This window comes from Acinetobacter sp. 24-47-67 (genome assembly GCF_056779735.1).
Genome location: NZ_JBWYIK010000002.1, coordinates 309,527 through 329,865 on the forward strand (window position 1 = coordinate 309,527; position 20,339 = coordinate 329,865).

Annotated in this window: 16 protein-coding genes; 10 read left to right on the top strand and 6 right to left on the bottom strand. The window is 40.1% G+C overall.

Annotated features, from left to right (window positions below):
- The first annotated feature begins 45 nt into the window (after positions 1-45).
- Positions 46-585, top strand: a complete 540-nt coding sequence (locus AC1M9K_RS05430; protein ID WP_481588720.1) for a P-loop NTPase family protein — start codon at positions 46-48, stop codon at positions 583-585.
- Here AC1M9K_RS05430 and AC1M9K_RS05435 read toward each other — a convergent pair.
- Entirely contained in the window at positions 570-1,595 is a 1,026-nt protein-coding gene (locus AC1M9K_RS05435; RefSeq protein ID WP_481588721.1) for a hypothetical protein, read from the bottom strand. The two genes, AC1M9K_RS05430 and AC1M9K_RS05435, sit on opposite strands and share 16 nt — an antisense overlap.
- A gap of 169 nt (positions 1,596-1,764) precedes the next feature.
- Between AC1M9K_RS05435 and pheS the strand changes: the two genes are divergently transcribed.
- The 3 genes from pheS to AC1M9K_RS05450 all read left to right on the top strand — a co-directional run bounded on the left by pheS (position 1,765) and on the right by AC1M9K_RS05450 (position 5,540).
- Complete coding sequence (gene pheS, locus AC1M9K_RS05440; protein WP_035265373.1) at positions 1,765-2,745, top strand: phenylalanine--tRNA ligase subunit alpha; 981 nt, start codon at positions 1,765-1,767, stop codon at positions 2,743-2,745.
- A 120-nt stretch (positions 2,746-2,865) separates the two neighbouring features.
- Positions 2,866-5,247 (top strand): phenylalanine--tRNA ligase subunit beta, encoded by a 2,382-nt coding sequence (pheT, locus tag AC1M9K_RS05445; protein ID WP_481588722.1) that lies wholly within the window; start codon positions 2,866-2,868, stop codon positions 5,245-5,247.
- Entirely contained in the window at positions 5,244-5,540 is a 297-nt protein-coding gene (locus AC1M9K_RS05450) for an integration host factor subunit alpha (RefSeq protein ID WP_035265376.1), read from the top strand. Before pheT ends, AC1M9K_RS05450 begins: the two co-directional genes overlap by 4 nt.
- Before the next feature lie 140 nt (positions 5,541-5,680).
- Here AC1M9K_RS05450 and AC1M9K_RS05455 read toward each other — a convergent pair whose 3' ends face one another.
- The 3 genes from AC1M9K_RS05455 to trxA all read right to left on the bottom strand — a co-directional run bounded on the left by AC1M9K_RS05455 (position 5,681) and on the right by trxA (position 8,281).
- Positions 5,681-5,965: a hypothetical protein gene (locus AC1M9K_RS05455; RefSeq protein WP_035268570.1), complete on the bottom strand. Its 285-nt coding sequence runs from the start codon at positions 5,963-5,965 to the stop codon at positions 5,681-5,683.
- 401 nt (positions 5,966-6,366) lie between these two features.
- On the bottom strand, positions 6,367-7,635 hold the full coding sequence (rho, locus tag AC1M9K_RS05460) for a transcription termination factor Rho (RefSeq protein ID WP_481588723.1): 1,269 nt from the start codon (positions 7,633-7,635) through the stop codon (positions 6,367-6,369).
- Between the two features lie 319 nt (positions 7,636-7,954).
- Positions 7,955-8,281 carry a thioredoxin gene (trxA, locus tag AC1M9K_RS05465; protein ID WP_035268564.1) on the bottom strand — a complete coding sequence of 109 codons (327 nt, stop codon included), beginning with the start codon at positions 8,279-8,281 and terminating at the stop codon, positions 7,955-7,957.
- A gap of 269 nt (positions 8,282-8,550) precedes the next feature.
- Between trxA and ppx the strand changes: the two genes are divergently transcribed.
- The 5 genes from ppx (at position 8,551) to AC1M9K_RS05490 (ending at position 13,676) form a co-directional block, all read left to right on the top strand.
- On the top strand, positions 8,551-10,071 hold the full coding sequence (gene ppx, locus AC1M9K_RS05470) for an exopolyphosphatase (protein ID WP_092768355.1): 1,521 nt from the start codon (positions 8,551-8,553) through the stop codon (positions 10,069-10,071).
- A 67-nt stretch (positions 10,072-10,138) separates the two neighbouring features.
- The gene (locus tag AC1M9K_RS05475) at positions 10,139-10,963 is read left to right on the top strand and encodes an acetyl-CoA carboxylase carboxyltransferase subunit alpha (protein WP_035268558.1); all 825 of its coding nucleotides are present in this window, start codon (positions 10,139-10,141) and stop codon (positions 10,961-10,963) included.
- Positions 10,900-12,252, top strand: a complete 1,353-nt coding sequence (tilS, locus tag AC1M9K_RS05480) for a tRNA lysidine(34) synthetase TilS (RefSeq protein ID WP_481588724.1) — start codon at positions 10,900-10,902, stop codon at positions 12,250-12,252. The genes AC1M9K_RS05475 and tilS overlap by 64 nt, the downstream gene beginning before the upstream one ends.
- A gap of 21 nt (positions 12,253-12,273) precedes the next feature.
- Positions 12,274-13,104, top strand: coding sequence for a pyrroline-5-carboxylate reductase (gene proC, locus AC1M9K_RS05485; protein ID WP_481588725.1), 831 nt, complete (start codon positions 12,274-12,276; stop codon positions 13,102-13,104).
- 23 nt (positions 13,105-13,127) lie between these two features.
- On the top strand, positions 13,128-13,676 hold the full coding sequence (locus AC1M9K_RS05490; RefSeq protein ID WP_481588726.1) for a YggT family protein: 549 nt from the start codon (positions 13,128-13,130) through the stop codon (positions 13,674-13,676).
- A gap of 78 nt (positions 13,677-13,754) precedes the next feature.
- On the opposite strand, the gene polA is transcribed toward AC1M9K_RS05490, so the two are convergent.
- Complete coding sequence (polA, locus tag AC1M9K_RS05495) at positions 13,755-16,514, bottom strand: DNA polymerase I (protein ID WP_481588727.1); 2,760 nt, start codon at positions 16,512-16,514, stop codon at positions 13,755-13,757.
- A gap of 160 nt (positions 16,515-16,674) precedes the next feature.
- Here polA and AC1M9K_RS05500 point away from each other — a divergent pair, with 160 nt between their 5' ends.
- Positions 16,675-19,386 (top strand): DUF2339 domain-containing protein, encoded by a 2,712-nt coding sequence (locus AC1M9K_RS05500; protein WP_481588728.1) that lies wholly within the window; start codon positions 16,675-16,677, stop codon positions 19,384-19,386.
- Positions 19,387-19,415: 29 nt separating this feature from the next.
- Here AC1M9K_RS05500 and AC1M9K_RS05505 read toward each other — a convergent pair whose 3' ends face one another.
- Complete coding sequence (locus AC1M9K_RS05505; protein ID WP_180028502.1) at positions 19,416-20,333, bottom strand: mechanosensitive ion channel family protein; 918 nt, start codon at positions 20,331-20,333, stop codon at positions 19,416-19,418.
- Positions 20,334-20,339: the final 6 nt, after the last annotated feature.

Here is a 20,339-nt window from a genome sequence, read left to right on the forward strand (position 1 = left end):
TTTTTATTTTCATTGTTTACGATCAAATAAAGCCAAGAGATTAGTATGAATAAAATTATGGTCGTCGGTACAGCAGCATCTGGGAAAACAACCTTTGCACGTAAGTTGGCTGCTCAACTGCAAGTCGATCATATTGAACTTGATAATCTCTTTTGGTTGGATAACTGGACTGAGTCATCTTCAATAGAATTTCAAGAAAAATTTATAAATCGTGTTAGGTCTATGAATAAGGGCTTCGTGATTGATGGTAATTATTCCCTGATTCAAAATTTAATCTTAAGTGAGATCGACACTGTGATTTGGTTGGATTTTTCACTACGCGTAAATCTTTATCGTGTGATTAAGAGGTCGCTATACCGTGTGATTAGCCAAAAGAAAATATGGAAAAATTCTAACAATAGAGAACATTGGGCGAAATTGTTAAGTAAAGACTCAATAATATTGTGGGTAGTCCAAACACATGGGAAAAATAGATTTAAATATTTGCAGATGATGAATGCCACTCAATATCATCATATAAAGTGGCTACATTTTCATAAAACTGAACAATTAGATGAATTTTTAAAACATCACAGTCCAAAATAGTAAGCGCAGAAACAGATTATTGCAGTGACTAAAATGAGGGCAAACACATTTGATTTACCTGTTTTAGGTGTGGGTTGGTGAGAACTGGAATCATTGTTGAAAAATCGTTTTCCATGTTGAGTATGTGTTGAAGCTTCATCCAAAGGGGAGTGAATTTCGGGGCTTTTTAAATGAGCAGTTTTATAGTGATTTGCTACTTTAGTAATGAATTTTGCACTCAGGTCATCTAACTTTTGTTGAAATACCTTCAGTTGTTTTTCTTCCTCAAGAGATTCTTGATGATCTTGCTCCAAAAGCTTTCGTTTTTGAATCTTTAAATGTTGTTCTAGATGCATGAAACGCACTAAGGTTTCATTGGCATAAGGTGCTGCATAATCTTGTGGCAGTAATGGTAAGGCAGCTCCAGCGTTGGAGGGTGATTGATCGTCAGTACCATAAAAGATTGCGCCACGTTTAACAGATTCCACCCCTTGTGCTAATGCGCGATCGAACAGCTCATTCTCTGTGTAGTCGTGAATATCATTCCAATTAGGTGCTTGAAGATCTGCCTCAACACGTTTGATATGTTGGGTGGATAGATCAAAACGCCAAAATGTTTCAATTCGTGCAGGGAGTGTTTGGTTGTTTGGTATGTCGAAGTCTTGTTCAGAACTATACCATTCGGCAAGTTCTTTACCACAGATCCATGCTGTTTTTACATTGCGGTGATGACTGACAATGAAATGGGGATATGGTAAAAGCTCAACATTTGGATTGGGATTTTTTTCATCGATTAATAAACTTGAGTTATGTAGGCTTAAGCGTGTGACACCCTGACGTTTTAAGCTTTCTAACCAAACTTGGAAATGTTGTGCCAATAAGTGTTGCGTATTTAAATCTCGAAAAAGGAAATGGTGCTGATTAAAAATCGCATGATTTTTCCAGTGTTGAAAACTTAAATCCTGACTTAAAAACTCATTGCCGTAAGTCACAAGTGTGAGCTGTTGTTTCCAAATTTGATCTAATGCCATGACATATCTTCTCAATGATCATTGCGCATATCTTAAACTTTTTATAAATGTAATTTCCAATTTAATTCCACATCCAATTTTAACACTTGCTGATCTTCATACGGAGCTATAAAAGCTGTTAGAATGCGCAGTTATATTATTTTTTATATTTGTTGCTTTGAGAGTTACTATGTCACTGGAAGCCCTGACCACTGAAGCGCTCGCTGCCATTGCAGCAGCTCAAGACCTTGCAACACTCGATCAGGTTCGAGTGCAATTTACGGGTAAGAAAAGCCAGCTTGCTGAACAATCGAAAGCACTGGGTAAAATGGATCCGGAAGAGCGTAAGGTTTTTGGTGCGCAGATTCATTCAGTTCGAGAAGCGATTAATGGCGCATTAACTGAGCGTCAAACTGCATTACAAAAAGCTGCACTAGAACAAAAATTAGCAAGTGAACAGATCGACATCACGTTGCCTGGTCGTGGACAACAGGTGGGCAGTATCCACCCAGTGACCCAAGTACAAGAGCGTATTTGTCAATTCTTCACGAAAGCAGGTTTTTCTGTTGCGACTGGTCCAGAGGTTGAAGATGATTATCACAACTTTGAGGCATTAAATATTCCTGGTCATCACCCTGCGCGTGCAATGCACGATACCTTTTACTTCGATGTAAACCATTTGCTTCGTACGCATACCTCTGGTGTACAGATTCGAACGATGGAAACACAGCAACCACCAATTCGTATTGTATGTCCAGGTCGTGTGTATCGCTGTGACTCAGACCAAACACATTCTCCGATGTTCCACCAGATTGAAGGTTTGTACGTTGCAGAAAATACGAGCTTTGCTGAGTTAAAAGGATTATTGGTTAATTTGCTGAATGAGTTCTTTGAAAAAGACTTGAAAGTACGTTTCCGCCCATCTTACTTCCCATTCACAGAACCAAGTGCTGAAGTCGACATCATGGATGAGCGAGGAAAATGGTTAGAAGTATTAGGTTGTGGCATGGTACATCCAAATGTTCTTCGTTCAGCGGGTATTGATCCAGACAAGTACAAAGGCTTTGCATTTGGTTTAGGTGTTGAACGTTTTGCAATGCTTCGTTATGGCATAAACGACTTGCGTATGTTCTACCAAAATGATGTGCGTTTCTTACGCCAGTTTGCTTAAAACTTTTTATTAAATCCTCTCCTAACTTGAGGAACTCCATAGAATCATTTGGGGTTCTCTCCCTTAGCAAAGGGGGTTAGAGGGAGGATTCTAGAGATTTGAATTACAGGTTTTATATCAATGAAAATTAGCGAAAATTGGCTACGCACATGGGTTAACCCAGCCATCGATAGCGATACTTTATCTGACCAACTGACCATGTTGGGTCTTGAGGTAGATGATTTATCTCCTGCTGCAAAACCATTTACAGGTGTGGTTGTAGGTGAAGTACTTACGGTAGAACAGCACCCAGATGCAGATCGTTTACGTGTAACGACTGTCAACATTGGTTCGGGTGAACCATTACAAATCGTCTGTGGTGCACCTAATGTACGTGCAGGAATGAAAGCACCCGTAGCAACCATCGGTGCAGTATTGCCAGGTGATTTTAAAATCAAAAAAGGTAAGCTTCGTGGTGTTGAATCACAAGGTATGCTGTGCGGTGCATCTGAAATTGATTTAGAAGATAAAATCGACGGTCTACTCGAGCTTCCTGCAGACGCGCCAGTCGGTGTAAACGTACGTGAATATCTAGACCTTGATGACAACGTGATTGATATTAGTATCACACCAAACCGTGGTGACTGTTTCAGTATTCGTGGGATTGCACGTGAAATTGGTGTGATTAACCAACTTCCTGTGACTGCGCCTGAAATTAAAGAAGTGGCTGCAACGATTGCTGATGAAAAGAAGGTCGTTGTATCTACTGAAGGTTGCCCACGTTACTTAGGTCGTGTGATCAAAAATGTCAACACCAAAGCGCCAACTCCTGAATGGATGGAGCGTGCACTGGCTCGTTCTGGTATCCGTCAGCACAGTATCTTGGTTGATATTACCAACTATGTATTGATGGAGTTGGGTCAACCGCTTCACGCATTTGATGGTGGTAAAGTTCAAGGTGCGGTACACGTTCGCCAAGCAACTGCAGGTGAAAAACTTGTTCTATTGAATGAGCAAGAAGTTGAAATGCAAGACAACGTGATGGTGATTGCAGACGACCAAAAAGCATTAGCAATTGCGGGCATCATGGGTGGTTTGTCTTCATCGGTGACAGACGCAACGACTGAAATCTTCCTTGAATCAGCATTCTTTGCACCACTTCATATTGCGGGTCGTGCGCGTAGCTTCGGTTTACATACAGATGCGTCTCAGCGTTATGAGCGTGGGGTGGATTTCGAACTTCCAATGATCGCAATGCACCGTGCATCTCAGTTGATTTCTGAGCTTGCAGGTGGTGAATTTGGTCCAATTACTGTAGCAGAAAATCCAACAGTATTGCCAACACGCGAAGCAATCGAGCTTGAGCAGGCGCAAGTTGATCAACTTCTTGGTTATAAAGTTGACTCTGACTTTATTACTGATGCGTTAACACGTCTAGGTTGTCAGGTAACAATTAAAGCACAAGGTCAATGGTCTGTCGTACCGCCATCACATCGTTATGATATGGCAATCTACCAAGACTTAATTGAAGAGGTTGCACGTATTCATGGTTATGACAACATTCAAATCAGCTTGCCTGTGATTGATGTGAAACTTGCAAAATACCAAGATCAATTTGAAGTTGCACAATTACGTCAAACTTTGGTTGCACTTGGTTACCAAGAGGCAATCAGCTTTAGTTTTGCTGATTTAAAACTTGAAAAACAGTTAAATCCAAGTGTAAATCCTTTGGCATTGGCAAATCCAATTTCAAGTGATTTGGCTGTAATGCGTTCGACTTTACTTTCAAGCTTAATTCCTTGTGTCCAATACAACGTTAATCGTCAACAATGTCGCGTACGCTTCTTTGAGCTTGGCTTACGTTTTGATTATCAAGAAGCAACCAGTATTCATGATCTTAAGCAAATACCTACACTTGCGATTGTGGCAACAGGTGCGAAGAATCAGGAATCTTGGCATGCTAAACCTCAGCCAATGGATTTCTTCGATTTTAAAGGTGAAATTGAGGCTGTATTGGCGGCTGGGCGAGTTCAAGTAGAATATGTGCGTTCAGAGCGTTCATGGTTACATCCAGGTCAATCTGCTGAAATTTTAGTGGACGGACAATCGATTGGTTATATTGGTCGTTTACATCCATCGCTTGAAGATGAGCTTGATCTCGCAACGACATGGGTAGCAGAACTCGATCAATCGTCTGTTTTGCAAACTTATGTATCTAATTTTACAGAATTATCACGATTTCCTTCAGTGAGACGTGATATTGCAGTTTTAATTAGTGATAAGATTAATGTTAGTGAAATTCAGCAACTTATCGAAAAAACTGGAGGAGAGTTACTTGATTCTTCTTGGTTATTCGATGTGTATACGGGTCAAGGTGTAGAAGAGGGTAAACGTTCATTGGCGTTTGCACTTTTATGGCAGCATCCGAGTCGCACGCTTGAGGATGCTGAAATTAAATCTGGTATGGATAATATTTTACAAGTGTTAGAAAACACTTACCAAGCGACATTGAGGGCCTCATGACAGCATTAACAAAAGCAGAAATGGCTGATCATTTGAGTGAGCTGACGAGTTTAAATCGTCGTGAAGCTAAACAAATGGTTGAGTTGTTTTTTGATGAAATTAGCCAGGCATTAATTGCAGGTGAACATGTCAAATTATCGGGTTTTGGTAATTTCGAACTGCGTGACAAGCGTCAGCGTCCAGGGCGTAATCCAAAAACAGGTGAGGAGATTCCTATTTCTGCTCGCCGTGTAGTGACCTTCCGTGCTGGTCAAAAGTTTAGACAGCGTGTAGGGACAGAGCAAGTCGATTAATCGCTTGATCAAATAACATAAAAAAACCTGAGCTCAGCTCAGGTTTTTTTATGCTCTTAACTTTATGCGTATTCATAAAATTCAGCGCATAAAAAAGAGAACCAAAGGTTCTCTTTTTTTCGAATAATCTAAACTTTAGATTATTGAGCAGCAGAAGCAGCAGCAGTAGCGTCAGCAGCAGCGTCAGTAGCTTCAGCAGCAGCATCAGTAGCTTCAGCAGCAGCAGCGTCAGCTTGAGCAGCAACTTCAGAAGAAGCTTCAACAGCAGCAGCGTCAGCAGCTACAACAGCTTCAGAAGCAGCTTCTACAGCTTCAGATGCAGCAGCGTTTGCGTCAGCAGCAGCTTCTTCAGTTTTTTTAGCACAACCAACGAAAGCTAAAGTAGTAGCAACGGCAGCAGCAATAGCAATTTTTTTGAATAACATGGCATCACTCTCATTAAAATAAATTGAGACAAAAAACCCGGTTAGTCTGTTGTGTGCTTTTATTATTCCTAACGTTAGTAAGGTTAATAACGCATGGAGCAGCCTAACTGGTATGCCGACATGCTATCACTGAGTATTTTGAATTACTACTAGGCGAAATGAAAAAATGCTTAAAAAATGAGAAATTTGACCCTATTTTTAACAGAAAATTACAATCATTTTTGCATTTTGAATTGGAGAAATACTAAGTAAATACTTAAAAAATAAAGGGAATTAAAATACAAGATGATAAAAATCACATACTTGCAAGAAAAGTTACATTCAAAAGTTAGTATTGTGTATTTATGTAAATGGTGTCAACCCAAATAAAAGGCCATCAATAAATGATGGCCTTTTGCGTATTAGTTGGCAGCTTTGCGTTTCATTTGATCGAAGAAATCATCATTGGTCTTGGTTTCCTTCATGCGATCAAGTAAGAATTCCATCGCAGCAAGTTCGTCCATAGGATGGAGAAGCTTACGTAAAATCCAAACCTTACGTAGTTTATCTTCATCCATGAGACGTTCTTCACGACGTGTACCAGATTTCTTGATATTCATCGCAGGGAATACGCGCTTCTCTGCAATACGGCGATCAAGCGTAATTTCTTGGTTACCTGTACCTTTGAATTCTTCGTAGATGACTTCATCCATTTTACTGCCAGTTTCAATTAAAGCAGTAGAAATGATCGTAAGTGAACCACCTTCTTCGATATTACGTGCAGCACCGAAGAAACGTTTTGGACGTTCTAAAGCGTGGGCATCAACACCACCAGTTAAAACTTTACCTGATGATGGAATAACAGTGTTATATGCACGTGCTAAACGTGTAATTGAGTCAAGCAAAATAATAACGTCTTTTTTGTGTTCTACCAGACGTTTCGCTTTTTCAATCACCATTTCAGCGACTTGAACGTGACGTGCAGGTGATTCGTCAAATGTTGAAGCAACAACTTCACCACGAACGGTACGTTCCATTTCTGTTACTTCTTCTGGGCGCTCATCAATGAGAAGAACGATTAGGAAGCATTCAGGATTATTACGAACAATAGATTGAGCAATGTTTTGGATCAACATTGTCTTACCAGCTTTAGGTGGTGCAACAATAATTGAACGTTGACCTTTACCAATTGGAGCAACTAAATCGACAACACGCGCAGTTAAATCTTCAGTCGAACCATTTCCTAACTCCATCACTAATTGTTCAGTTGGGAATAAAGGCGTTAAGTTTTCGAAAAGAATCTTATTGCGAGAGTTTTCTGGCGTGTCGTAGTTAATTTGATTCACTTTTAAAAGTGCAAAATAACGTTCGCCTTCTTTTGGTGGACGAATCGTACCTGTAATCGTATCCCCAGTGCGCAAATTGAAGCGGCGAATTTGAGAAGGGCTGACATAAATGTCATCTGGACCCGCAAGGTAAGACCCTGCTGCAGAACGTAAAAAACCGAAACCATCAGACAGAATTTCAAGAACACCATCGCCGAAAATTTCTTCACCATTCATAGCATGGCGTTTCAAAATGGCAAAAATAATGTCTTGCTTACGGTTACGTGCCATTCCTTCAAGGCCCATGAACTCAGCAATTTTGATGAGTTCGCCTATCGGTTTTTTCTTGAGTTCAGTTAAGTTCATAAATGGTCGATTGAATTAAAAGGAAGTGTGGAACACAGATAGAATAGAAGCAAAAGACATCCGCAGTGCAAGAAAAGAGCAGCAATTGATTTGCACAATAACAAACTCAGAATCTAGTAAGTTCTTTCGAGGAGAAATGTGTAAACAATTTCTTTAGCCGAGCGGCGATCTTATGTTTTGTGTATTGTAAGAAACGAGGAGAAATTGTCCAAGTGTTTCTTGATCATGCAATATAAGTGAGATATGGCTCTTTGTCAATTTTACCGTCAAAAAAAGCGCCAAAAATTTGACGCTTTCAAGGCAATTAAAATTGAAAGAATTAGATATTTTCTTCAATAAAAGCTGCAAGTTTAGATTTAGGAGCTGCACCAACTTGTTGAGCAACAACTTCACCATTTTTAAACATCAATAAAGCTGGGATATTACGAATATTGTAATTTACAGCAGTTTGTTCGCATGAAGTTACGTCAACTTTTACGATTTTAACTTTACCTTCGTATTCAGTTGCTAAAACTTCAAGTACAGGAGCAATAGCTTTACATGGCGCACACCAGCCTGCCCAAAAATCAACAAGAACTGGCGTGTCAGAATTTAAAACGTCAGCTTCAAAATTAGCATCAGTTGTATTAACGATATTAGCAGACATGGAATTTGCTCCGAATAATTTTTTGAAAACGGTCTATCTATGTATATAAGTATTACATAGACCACTTTAACAAAGTAGGGGATAGGGTTTATTTTCGGACTAAATTCTGTAAATGTCTAATTGATGCTCACGATTTCCATGATCGGTGTAACACAATTGTCATATATGATGATTTTTTAAATAGTCGTTAAATTGACTAAATAAATGGCTTTTAAATTACAGTTATGTGAATTAATCTAGGCACAATTCTGGTTGAACTTAGCGCAACAATGTCTGATTTTTTGATTGATGAAGAACTCCTTGCAGCCATTGATATGGGCTCAAACAGCTTCCACTTGGCGATTGCTCGAGTTGATCATGGTGAGGTAAAAAAAGTCGCATCGATGTCTGAAAAGGTCCAATTGGCCGCAGGTTTAGATGAAAATAAAAATTTGACAGAAGCTGCTCAACAACGTGGTTTAGCATGCTTGGCTCGATTTGTAGGGCGCCTAAGTTCAGTCCAATCGAATCGTTTAAGAATTGTGGCCACCAATGCTTTGCGCCAAGCTAAAAATGGGCATGAATTCATTCAAAAAGCAGCTGAAATTCTGCCTAAACCTATTGAAATTATTGCTGGTCGTGAAGAAGCACGCTTAATTTATTTAGGTGTATCACATACTATGGCGAACAGCGGTCGCCGTTTGGTGATTGATATTGGTGGTGGCTCGACTGAGTTAATCATTGGTGAAGAGTTTGAGCCGATTCATACTGAATCCGTGCAAATGGGATGCGTTGCATTTACGAAGGCCTATTTTGCAGACGGAGATATTAATCCAAAAGCTTTCGATCGTGCGGTGACTGCGGCACGCAAAGAAATCTCGGGTATCGCGACTACTTACCGTGCGGCAGGATGGGATACTGTTGTTGGTTCAAGTGGAACCATTAAAGCCTGTCGTCAAATTGCGGTAAATATGGGTTGGAGCGATGATCAGGAAAACTTGACGCGAGAAGGCTTGGAAAAACTTAAAGATAAGTTACTCAAATACAAGCATATTTCAGACATGGAATTTGAGGGTCTTAAGGAAGATCGTCGTGCAGTCCTACCTGCGGGTATTGCGATTTTATACGCTGTATTTGAAGTTCTTCAAGTTGATAAGCTAGTCTATTCAGATGGCGCCTTACGAGAAGGTGTAATGTATGATTTACTCGGGCGTTTCCAGCATGAAGATATTCGAGATCGTAGCGTACAAGCCTTGATGGGGCGTTATGGTGCTGATCAAAAACAAGCAGAACGTGTTGTTGAAACGGCTCAACAATTATTTGATACCGTGGCAGGAACGCTTGGTCTAAATAATGACGATAGTGATTTGCTACGTCGAGCAGCTTATCTTCATGAAATTGGTTTAGCGATTAGTCATAGTGGTTATCATCGTCATGGCGCATATTTGCTTCAGCATTCTGACATTGCTGGTTTTTCACAAATTGATCAAAATCATTTGTCACATTTGGTCGCTCATCATCGCCGTAAATTGCGTGCTGAAGCAAAAAATGATGTGACGAAAGTCGGTGGAATTAAACTTGTCTATCTATGTTTGCTCCTTCGTCTCGCAATTTTGCTGAATCACAGCCGAAGCGATGAGATGCTTCCTGCCATTGAATTAAAGATATTAGATGAGCAACAATGGCAACTGAAAGTTTCTGGTGATGCAAAACAATGGCCTTTGTTGGTTGCAGAGCTGCATGATGAGCAGGTGCAATTTAAACATTGGGATATCGTTTTGAATATTCAGTCGGAACAATTTATTGGCTAACAGAAGCTGATAAGCGAATTTTATTAGTTAACTACGTCATAGTTAATTTAGGGATATTCATCGACTTATGAAAAATAAAGCTGCTCAATCTAAAGCATGGAAAACGGTTCAAATTGCGCGTCATCCAGATCGCCCACAATTTTTAGATTATGTGAGCGAAATTTTTACAGAATTTGATGCACTTCATGGTGACCGTTTATATGGTGATGATGGTGCAATGGTTGGCGGTTTAGCACGTTTTAATGGTCAGGCTGTGATGGTGGTTGGTCAACATCGTGGTCGTAGTACACGTGAAAAGTTACAGCATAATTTTGGGATGAGTAATCCAGAAGGCTATCGCAAGTCTCAGCGTTTACTTGATATGGCTGAACGCTTTAATCTTCCAGTTTTCACATTTATTGACACCATGGGTGCATACCCTGGTGTAGGTGCTGAAGAGCGTGGACAAGCAGAAGCAATTGCTACGAGTCTAGCTCAACTCTCAAGTTTAAAAGTACCTGTCATCGCGACTGTTCTAGGCGAGGGTGGTTCTGGCGGTGCATTAGGCATTGGCGTTGCAGATCGTGTGATTATGCTCTCTCACAGTATTTACTCTGTGATTTCACCTGAAGGTTGTGCCTCAATTCTTTGGAAAACTGCTGAAAAAGCTGAGCAAGCGAGTGAAGCACTTGCACTCACTGCGGATAAACTGAAAGAACTTGGTATTGTTGAGTATGTTGTAGATGAAGGTGAGGGTGCTCATCTTCAGCCAGACGTAGTCATGGATAAATTAAAACATGTGTTACAAGCTGCACTTGATGAGCTTGTTCCAATGGATGCAAATGCAAGATGCGAAGCACGTTACCAACGTTTAATGAAGTTTGGCAGCGACAATTCAGGTCTAGCTTCTTAAAACAAATTGCCAAATTTGGTGATGAACACACGTTCTTAGTGGGATGTAGTGGCGGCATGGATTCCATGCTGTTGCTGTATCTCATGTCTCAATTAATTCCCCAAAAAATCCGTGCGATTAATATTAACCACCAGTTGCAATCTGCAAATCAGGAATGGGCTGAATTCGTCCATCAATTTTGTATAGCAGCGCACATCCCTGTGGTTCTCGAGACAGTTCAAGTTGCTGAGGGGAATTTGGAACAGCAAGCTCGAGCAGCACGTTATCAAGCTTTTAAACATCATTTATCCGACACAGATATTTTAGTACTGGCACATCATCAGCAGGATCAAGCTGAGACCGTATTATTACGTTTGTTCTCTGGTGCTGGAATACAGGGGTTGTCCGCGATGAAATTATTAGATTCACGTGAAGACATCATTATTTGGCGACCATTATTGAATCTAAGTCGTGAGCAGATTTGCCAATGGGTAGAACAACTCAAATTGCCCTACGTGGATGACCCGACCAATTTTGATACGCACTATGATCGAGCTTGGTGCCGTCATGAGCTTTGGAATATTTTGCAAAGCCGATTCCCTAAAATGCAACAGGCGATTGTGAGAACCAGTGTGTTGATGCAAGATGCGGATGAAATTTTGCAAGAGATTTTACAACAGGATTTGGCGTTCTGTGGCGATGATGATCATCTAGATTTACGACAACTCAATCAATTAAGTTTAGCAAGAAGAAGACAACTTTTATCCAATTGGATGAAAGGTAAGGATCAATACCGTCCTGCATTTGAGATGGTAGAGCGATTGACTGAAGAAGTTATTTTGGCGAAACCTGATGCACAAGCAGCATTGCATTGGAATGGACAATATTATGTTCGTTTCCAAAATATCTTATATCGAGTTCCTAAGGATGAATACTTAGCAGAATCAAACACAACTGATTCGGAAATAAAATTTGAAATCCAGCAAGTTGTTAATTTAGCTTCGGGTCAATTTAAGATCTGCCAACATCATGAAGAGTGTGGTCTGCGTACAGAACTTTTAAATCAGTCTCTGACATTGCATTATCGTCAAGGTGGGGAAAAAGTCCATTTGCATGGACGTGTGGGGAAATGGCCATTAAAAAAAGCAATTCAAGAGGCACAAATTTTTCCATGGAAGCGTCATACTATTCAAATTTTAAGCTTAGATAATGTTATGCTTGGTGTTTTCACGCCAAAAGGGTTTTGGCTGGCTGAATCAGAATATTGTGAAGTCGGTGGTTGGCAGCCAAAGTTAGTTTCATCGCTATAAAATCAAGGTTGAGAGTCGTTCATGAGTGTTGCGTTAAACTGTAATATTTGTTTCATTGGTGGTGGTAATATGGCTCAAGCCCTAATTGGAGGGTTGATTAGTCGTGGTTTACCAACAACGCGTATTACAGTTTCCGATCCTGTAGAACGTGTGAGAGAGTTATTAAAAGAAAAAGAAATTCAAGTTACAGACAATAATGAAGACGCGATCCAAAATGCTGATGTTGTTGTTCTGGCGGTGAAACCACAAGTACTGGCACAAGTTCTTAAACCGTTAAAAGATAAATTTGAGAATAAGTTAATTGTTTCGATTGTAGCAGGAGCTGAAATTGCAACGATTGCTGCATTAACGGGGACGGAGTTTATCGTTCGTGTCATGCCTAATACACCTGCATTGGTTCAAACAGGTGCCCATGGTTTATATGCTCATGACGTTGTTGACCAAGCAAAGCGTGAATTGGCAAGTCAGATTTTAGCTGCAACAGGCTTAACACTTTGGGTAAACTCAGAAGAGCAAATTGATGCAGTAACTGCGGTATCGGGGTCAGGTCCAGCGTACTTTTTCTATATGATGGAAAGTATGATTCGTGCTGGGAAAAATTTAGGCTTGGATGAGAAAATTGCAACAGCATTAACGCTACAAACAGCTCTCGGTGCTGCACAAATGGCGATCACCAGTTCTAATACGCCATCTGAACTGCGTAGAAATGTGACATCACCAAATGGTACAACTCAAGCGGCCTTGGAAGTTTTTGATCGAGCGCAAATTTCACAGAATATTCAAGCTGCTCTTGCGGCTGCAAAAAAACGCAGTCAGGAGCTCGCTCAGGAATTAAGTGATAGTTCTAAATAACTAAATTTTAGGAAAATTGAAGTATGGGTGCGAACTCTGCGCTATTTTTTGACATTATCATTAATGTTGCGATTTTATTGGTATTTTTCCGTTTTTTAATGCAATTGGCGGCAGTCAGTCCATATAACCCTGTTGTGCTATCGACAGTGAAAGCAACTAAAATTGTAGATGTGTTTGGACGAATCTTGCCAACTGTGGCACAGGGGCGTGTAAATCTAGCAGCTTTAGTGCTGATCGTGTTGTTGTATTTTCTTAAGGTATTTGGCTATAAATATTTAAATGCCTTACCAACAGGCGATGTATTGTACTTTATTGGTTCAACAGTACTTTCAATGTTGCAGGCATTAATTTCAATTCTTAAATATTTACTGTTCGCTTACATCATATGTAGTTGGATTTTGATGTTTTCACAAACACGTTCACCTTATATTGAAGTGATTCAAGAATTAGCTGAACCGATGTTGGCACCATTCCGTAAAGTAATGCCAAATTTAGGGATGATTGATCTATCTCCAATCCTTGCATTCTTTACACTTTATATTGCTGAAATCATGTTGAAATCAATTGGTTAAATCTAGATTACGGATTTTAACAATTTTATAAAAAAGGACTCAAATGAGTCCTTTTTTGCAATTTAAGAATCTTAGAAATTAGTGCGCTTCGCCCCAGTTTTTCCCTTTGCCGACTTCAACAACAAGTGGCACAGAGAGTTGAACAACACCTTGCATTGCATCTGCGATTTTAATAGAGATCTCGTCAGCAATCGCTTCATCTACCTCAAACACTAATTCATCGTGAACTTGCAATAATAATTTGGCCTGATCTTTAGGGAGAATTTTATCTACTTCGATCATTGCCATTTTGATAATCTCCGCAGCAGAACCTTGAAGAGGCGCATTAATTGCAGCGCGTTCAGCTGCCTTTCGAATCATCATATTGCGCGCATCGATATCTGGGGTGTATAAGCGTCGCCCTGTAATGGTTTCAACAAAGCCTTGTTCTAAGGCGACTTGTCGTGTGCGTTGCATATATTCATAAATGCCAGGATAGCGATGGAAATATTGTTTAATGTAATTTTGAGATTCTTCGCGTGTGAATCCCAACTGACGTGTTAAACCAAACTCAGACATGCCATAAAGTAATCCAAAGTTGACTGCCTTGGCTTGGCGACGTTGATCATTGGTTACATCATCCAAAGCAATATTTAATACTTCTGCTGCAGTACGGCGATGAACATCTTGGCCGTGATTAAACGCGTCAACTAAAGCCTCATCTTGTGAAAAATGTGCCATAAGACGTAGTTCAATTTGTGAGTAATCGGCAGCAAGTAAAACCCGACCTTCAGGTGCAACAAAAGCTTTTCGGATTTGACGACCGATCTCTTCGCGAATTGGAATATTCTGAAGATTAGGATCAGTAGAAGATAATCGTCCAGTTGCGGTTAAAGCTTGATGGTAGCTGGTATGAACACGATGACTTTCGTTATTGGCTTGTTTGATTAAACCGTCAGTATAGGTACTTCTTAATTTAGACAAGCCACGATATTCTAAAATAAGTGCAGCGATCGGGTGATCAATTTTCTCAAGAATGCTTTCGCTGGTACTGTATTGACCTGTTGAAGTTTTCTTACCACCTTTTAAACCTAACTTATCAAAAAGAATATCACCCACCTGCTTAGGTGAGCTGACATTAAAAGGTTGACCAGCGATTTCGATAATCTGATTTTCTAACTCTAGAATTGTATTAGAAAATTCTTGACCCAATTGATCGAGGAAACTCAAATCGAGCTGAATTCCATTTTCTTCCATCGTCGTCAGAACTGCAGCTGTCGGCATTTCGATTTGATGAAGAATATTGAAAAGCTCTGGGATTTCTTTAAGCTTACGCTCCAATACCTCATACAAACGATAGGTTACATGGGCATCTTCAGCGGCATAATGCGCTGCTGTTTCGATTTCAATTTGATTAAAGGTTTTTTGTTTAGCACCTTTGCCCGCCACTTGTTCGTAAGTAGTGGTTAAGTGGCTAAGATAAACGCGCGCAACGTCATCCATACCATGGCGCGTCGCCACAGCATTGAGCACGTACGAGGCAAGCATGGTGTCAAAGTACCAGCCTTGTAAATGAATTCCATGATTTTCGAGAATATGAGCATCATATTTTAAATGATGACCAATCTTCTCAATCTCAGCGTTTTCTAAAATTGGTTTGATTTGCGCAAGAATAGCGTCGCGATCCAATTGCTCTGGAGCACCTTCATAGTCGTGAGCAAGCGGAACGTAATATGCATCTTGGGCATCAAATGCCACAGAGAAGCCTACCATCTCTGCAACACGATAATCTAAACTTGTGGTTTCAGTATCGAAAGCAAAGCGTTTCTCAGTAGTCAATCTTTGAAAGAGTTTTTCCCAATCCGCTGGTGTTAAAACGGTATGGTAAGTTGCCTCGCCAAGCTGATCATCTACACTAGTTTGAACCGCTTGGTCTTCGATTTTCGATGTTGCAGTACTCGGTTTTGCGACAACTTGACTTGATTGTTTATACGCAGCACTATTTGGATTGTTGGGATGATCTAAAGACTGAAGTTGATTTCTAAACTCAAGTTCGGTGTAAAGCTGACGTAACTCTGCAACATTTGGATCTCGGAGTTTAAGATCATCGTAGGTCAGATTCATGTCTAAGTCACAAACAATACTTGCTAGCTGATGATCTAGCGCAATACCATCTACATTGTCTTTAATATTTTGGCCTACTTTGCCTTTAATTTTATCGACATTTTCAAGAATGCCACCAATTGAACCATATTCATTCAGCAGTTTAGCCGCAGTCTTTGCTCCGATACCAGGAACGCCCATGATGCCGTCAGAGGCATCTCCCATGAGGGTTAAATAATCAATAATTTGGTTCGGCCAAACACCAAACTTTTCAAAAACGCCATTCACATCCATGGGCTTGTCTTTAAAACTGTCTTCAAGTGTCACTTTGTCCGTGACCAATTGAGCCATGTCTTTATCGCCTGTGGAAATCAAGACTTGATAGCCTTCATTTTCTGCACGTTTTGCCAGCGTACCGATGATATCATCGGCTTCCGCACCAGGTATGGCATGGAGTGGGATACCTAAAGCACGAATTAAATTATGTAAATACGGAATTTGTTGAGCGAGTTCGTCAGGCATGCTCGGTCGATCCCCTTTATATATTGGGGAAAGTTGATGACGGAAAGTTGGTTCAGGTGTGTCAAAAATGACAGCCATGTGTGTAGGTTGAACACGACGCATTAACTTTTGGATAGCAGAAATAGCTCCGCGAATTGCGTTGGTTTGTAAACCTGTTGACGTCGTTAGCGGTGGTAGTGCGTGATAAGCACGAAATAAAAAATATGACCCATCGACCAAGACAAATGGTGGCATTGAAACGTTCCTAATCCAATTAACTTTTTCATTGTACGTGATTTTCAGCAGTTGCGCTGATACAAGATTTGCAATCAAGTGTACAGAATATGCGATGAAAAACGCAAAATGCCAATTCTTGCTGAGGTATCATCAATCTAGCTAAAAAGGAATGATGTGTATGCTGAAGCAACATAGTGAAATAAAAATGATTTGGTTGATGCTCCTCATCATAGTAGCGATCAGTACTTGGGTTCTAGCGTTGCCGATCATTACGTTTTTATGTGTTGCTGCATTCCTCATAAGTGTTATGCAATATGCCCATCATATTGAAAAACCGCTTACCAACATTGAGCAACAGACTCATTATTCGAAACAGAATACATCACGATTGCCCTTATATATTTCGTCATTTCTTGCACTAATTGGCAGCTTGTTCGATTGGACATGGTTGGTTGGATTAGGTTTAACACTCTGGATTTATTTTTTTCTAAACTGGTTGCGACAACTTGAGGGACGATTAATTCAAATCGGTGCTTTGCAGGAAAAGCTAATAAAACTAGATCGAGACGATCAGACCAGCACCACAAGTATTTTACAAGATTCAGAGGAAATCCAGACAAATCAGCAGCATGATTTGGGTTTTGGGATGCAAATCAGACGATGGATCTTTCATGGGAATCCTGTTCTCAAAGTTGCGATTACCGTCCTAGTGATTGGGGTCGTCTTATTATTGAGATATATGGTTGAACATTGGACCTTAAGTCTTTCAATCAAACTTTTGGCTGTTGCTGTCATCGCGATCATATGTGTTGCCTTTGGTTATCATATACAGAAAAAAAACCGCGGCTTTGGTCTTGCTTTACAAGGACTGGGTTTTGCGGGATTGTTATTAAGTATTCTATTTGCTTATCACTATAATCTGTTAAATCTCATTAATACGATTACGCTTTACAGCTTGAGCATGCTGTCGTTGGTCATGCTGATTTTAAAACAGCGGTCAGTGGAGCTTTCCCTGATGGGCGTTTTGGTTGCTTATATTGCACCGTTCACATTACCTCATGCAGATTTTTCCTCAGCTCAATTACTGTCTTATTATCTAGCGGTCAATTGTGTTGTAGGTGTAATTTGTACATTACATCCATGGAAAATACTCACTCAAATAGCGTTGCTGCTCATTATTGTTATCGGTGGTGGTTATGCTTTTTTGAATGGCGGTGTTGCAGAGAGATTCGTTTTATCCTGTCTAGTTATTGCACATGCGAGTGTATTTATTTGGTCGGGTTTCAGATTTAACCAGCTCGCTACACATCAAAATCAAGCTCATTTAGGTCAGCGTATTATTGACTCCGCATTGATGTATGTCAGTCCGTTGGTCGCATATGCATTTTTACATCTCATGTATTTAGATCAAACATCGGTTCAAATTGCCTTGTGTTTGGGTTTTGCATTGACTCACTTTGCGATTTTTAAAGTTGTGCAGCATGCGAAATTTGATACGGCGATTAAACAAAATTATTTAATGTTAGGTTTTATTTTTCTAAGTTTTGTCCCGCCGATCTTGATCCCACAAGTATGGAGTGTGATCGGGTGGATCATTGAAGGACTTCTTATTTTAATATGGGGTTTGCATCGTGAGTTTAGGGTAGGGCGAACATTAGGTTATGCGTTGTTAACAGTTGGATTATTTTCGTATTTATACTATTTGATCGAGTTAGCATCAATTCCAAATATCATCCCATGGTTACTAGGTCTAAGTTATATCCTTGCGATTGTGGTCTCCAATGTTGTGATGCGTTATCAAAAACAGCTGACACTGTCAGATAAAATTTTCCTGTCTATTTTTTCTTTTTTTGCGAGTCTTTTACTGCTTTATCAAGGTGTGGAAAGTTTTAGTGAACCGATGAGATTAATCTACACACTTGCATTCACAACTGCGATTTATTTTGCTGCCAATTTTGTGTTGCAACCGCGCCAAGTAGTCTCATGGTCATGGTTATTACCAAAATGGTTGGGGCTGATTCCTATTGTAGTGTTCGCAGCTATTATGCTGATCGATCAATACACTCAAGGAGTCATCGTCTGGCAGTCATTTGGTGAGCAAGGCTTGTTTATCTTGGCTTGCTTGGGCCTGAGCTATCTGTGGTTAAAACCAATTTCAAATGCTCAGTACGAAAATGAATGGATCGCCTTTGGTGGACTCGCTTCTTTAGCTTGTGCCAGTGTGGGTGTAGTTTCAATGTCACCTATGATGGGAGCTGTTCTTTTACCGTTGATACTTTATGGCTATAGTGTTTCTAAAACAACAGACTTGAATAAGCTTTGGTTAACAAAGACCAGCCTCATTTTATTGTTGTGCTGGATTGTCAGCTCACAAATTTGGGTGGTAGAACCCTTTTGGAAATATTTTATCCCAATCTTAAACCCTATTGATTTCGTCAGTCTGACTGGTTTGTGGGTGCTTATTCAGGTGCTTCGCAGTCAAATCAGAATGGGGCTAGAGCGAACACTTGGCGCATTCTTGATCTTACTCGCTGTGCTATGGGTAAGTAGTTATGTACTTCTTAGAGCCTTACATTTTTATTTTGCTACACCTTATAACCAGTGGATCATTTGGCAAGATTCTGCAGTGCAATTGGCGTTGACATTATTGTGGGTGGTCATGGCATTCATTGTGATGAAATATGCCGCTATCATCCATAATCGAGTGGTATGGATGTTTGGTGCAAGTATTTTGGCGATCGTGACTTTTAAGTTGGTGTTGTTAGATTTATCCCATATCGGCACTCTAAGTCGAGTTTTATCATTTTTAGGCGCGGGAGGATTAATGTTGATTATTGCGTACATCGCTCCAGCGCCAGAGCAAAAACGAGTAGAAGAGACTAATGCTTGATCCTGAGATCAAGCATTAACCTTAATTCATTATAATTTAGGCTCTCTTTTGATTTCCTTATCATTGGCGTATTGGTCTATTTCCTCATCTGTCAACGAGGGTTGTGGAGGGCGATCAACAAAGCCCATTTTAGGTACAGGAATTTCAATATGGTGATCAACAAAACCATTTCGAATGCGTTCTTGCATTTCATCACGCACTTTCAAAAAGTTTTCCTGTTGGCACCAAATGGCGAATAACAATTCGATTGAAGATTCACGGAATGCGGTTACCGTCACAGCAGGTTTAGGATCTGCTAACACTAAAGGATAGCTGTTCGCCACCTTTAATAAAACTTCTCGTACTTTAATGATGTCTTCATGAAAGTTGATTGCAAGTGTAATGGGAATGCGCCGTATCGGAAATTTAGAAAGGTTGTGTACGGGAGCACGAATTAATTGCTCATTAGGTAAACGGACATAGACATTATCTTGAGTCAGTAATTTGACAGACAGTAAATCAATGGAGATCACTTCGCCTTCGATGGTATGTCCACGAATTAACGTAATTTGAATGGTGTCACCAATTTCAAAAGAACCTTCACCAATCAAGAATAAACCGCTAATCAAGTTCGTCGCAGAGGTTTGGGAGGCAAAACCCAGCGCTACGGTCAAGATACCAGCGGCACCTAGAAATACACTTAATTTAAAACCTGCTTCTTTTAAACTCGCCATCACAAAGATGAGGAAAATAAAATAAAAAATACCGCGACGCCATACCAAACGCTGATGAGCATTAAATTTGGCGCCGATCGTTCTAACAAAAGTATTGGAAACGACTCGAGCAAAAAGGAATCCAATAAAGCAAAGCACAATCGCAATAATAATTTCAGTTAAGCGATCCGTATTGATATTGGTAAATATACTTTTGAGGCTATCAGCAATGGTGCCGGTAAGACTATCTGCCATATGCCC

Excerpts from the sequence above, each read along its gene's own strand:
- AC1M9K_RS05430 (WP_481588720.1), top strand. The coding sequence starts at position 46 with ATGAATAAAATTATGGTCGTCGGTACAGCAGCATCTGGGAAAACAACC.
- AC1M9K_RS05435 (WP_481588721.1), bottom strand. The coding sequence starts at position 1,595 with ATGGCATTAGATCAAATTTGGAAACAACAGCTCACACTTGTGACTTAC.
- pheS (WP_035265373.1), top strand. The coding sequence starts at position 1,765 with ATGTCACTGGAAGCCCTGACCACTGAAGCGCTCGCTGCCATTGCAGCA.
- pheT (WP_481588722.1), top strand. The coding sequence starts at position 2,866 with ATGAAAATTAGCGAAAATTGGCTACGCACATGGGTTAACCCAGCCATC.
- AC1M9K_RS05450 (WP_035265376.1), top strand. The coding sequence starts at position 5,244 with ATGACAGCATTAACAAAAGCAGAAATGGCTGATCATTTGAGTGAGCTG.
- AC1M9K_RS05455 (WP_035268570.1), bottom strand. The coding sequence starts at position 5,965 with ATGTTATTCAAAAAAATTGCTATTGCTGCTGCCGTTGCTACTACTTTA.
- rho (WP_481588723.1), bottom strand. The coding sequence starts at position 7,635 with ATGAACTTAACTGAACTCAAGAAAAAACCGATAGGCGAACTCATCAAA.
- trxA (WP_035268564.1), bottom strand. The coding sequence starts at position 8,281 with ATGTCTGCTAATATCGTTAATACAACTGATGCTAATTTTGAAGCTGAC.
- ppx (WP_092768355.1), top strand. The coding sequence starts at position 8,551 with ATGTCTGATTTTTTGATTGATGAAGAACTCCTTGCAGCCATTGATATG.
- AC1M9K_RS05475 (WP_035268558.1), top strand. The coding sequence starts at position 10,139 with ATGAAAAATAAAGCTGCTCAATCTAAAGCATGGAAAACGGTTCAAATT.
- tilS (WP_481588724.1), top strand. The coding sequence starts at position 10,900 with ATGCGAAGCACGTTACCAACGTTTAATGAAGTTTGGCAGCGACAATTC.
- proC (WP_481588725.1), top strand. The coding sequence starts at position 12,274 with ATGAGTGTTGCGTTAAACTGTAATATTTGTTTCATTGGTGGTGGTAAT.
- AC1M9K_RS05490 (WP_481588726.1), top strand. The coding sequence starts at position 13,128 with ATGGGTGCGAACTCTGCGCTATTTTTTGACATTATCATTAATGTTGCG.
- polA (WP_481588727.1), bottom strand. The coding sequence starts at position 16,514 with ATGCCACCATTTGTCTTGGTCGATGGGTCATATTTTTTATTTCGTGCT.
- AC1M9K_RS05500 (WP_481588728.1), top strand. The coding sequence starts at position 16,675 with ATGCTGAAGCAACATAGTGAAATAAAAATGATTTGGTTGATGCTCCTC.
- AC1M9K_RS05505 (WP_180028502.1), bottom strand. The coding sequence starts at position 20,333 with ATGGCAGATAGTCTTACCGGCACCATTGCTGATAGCCTCAAAAGTATA.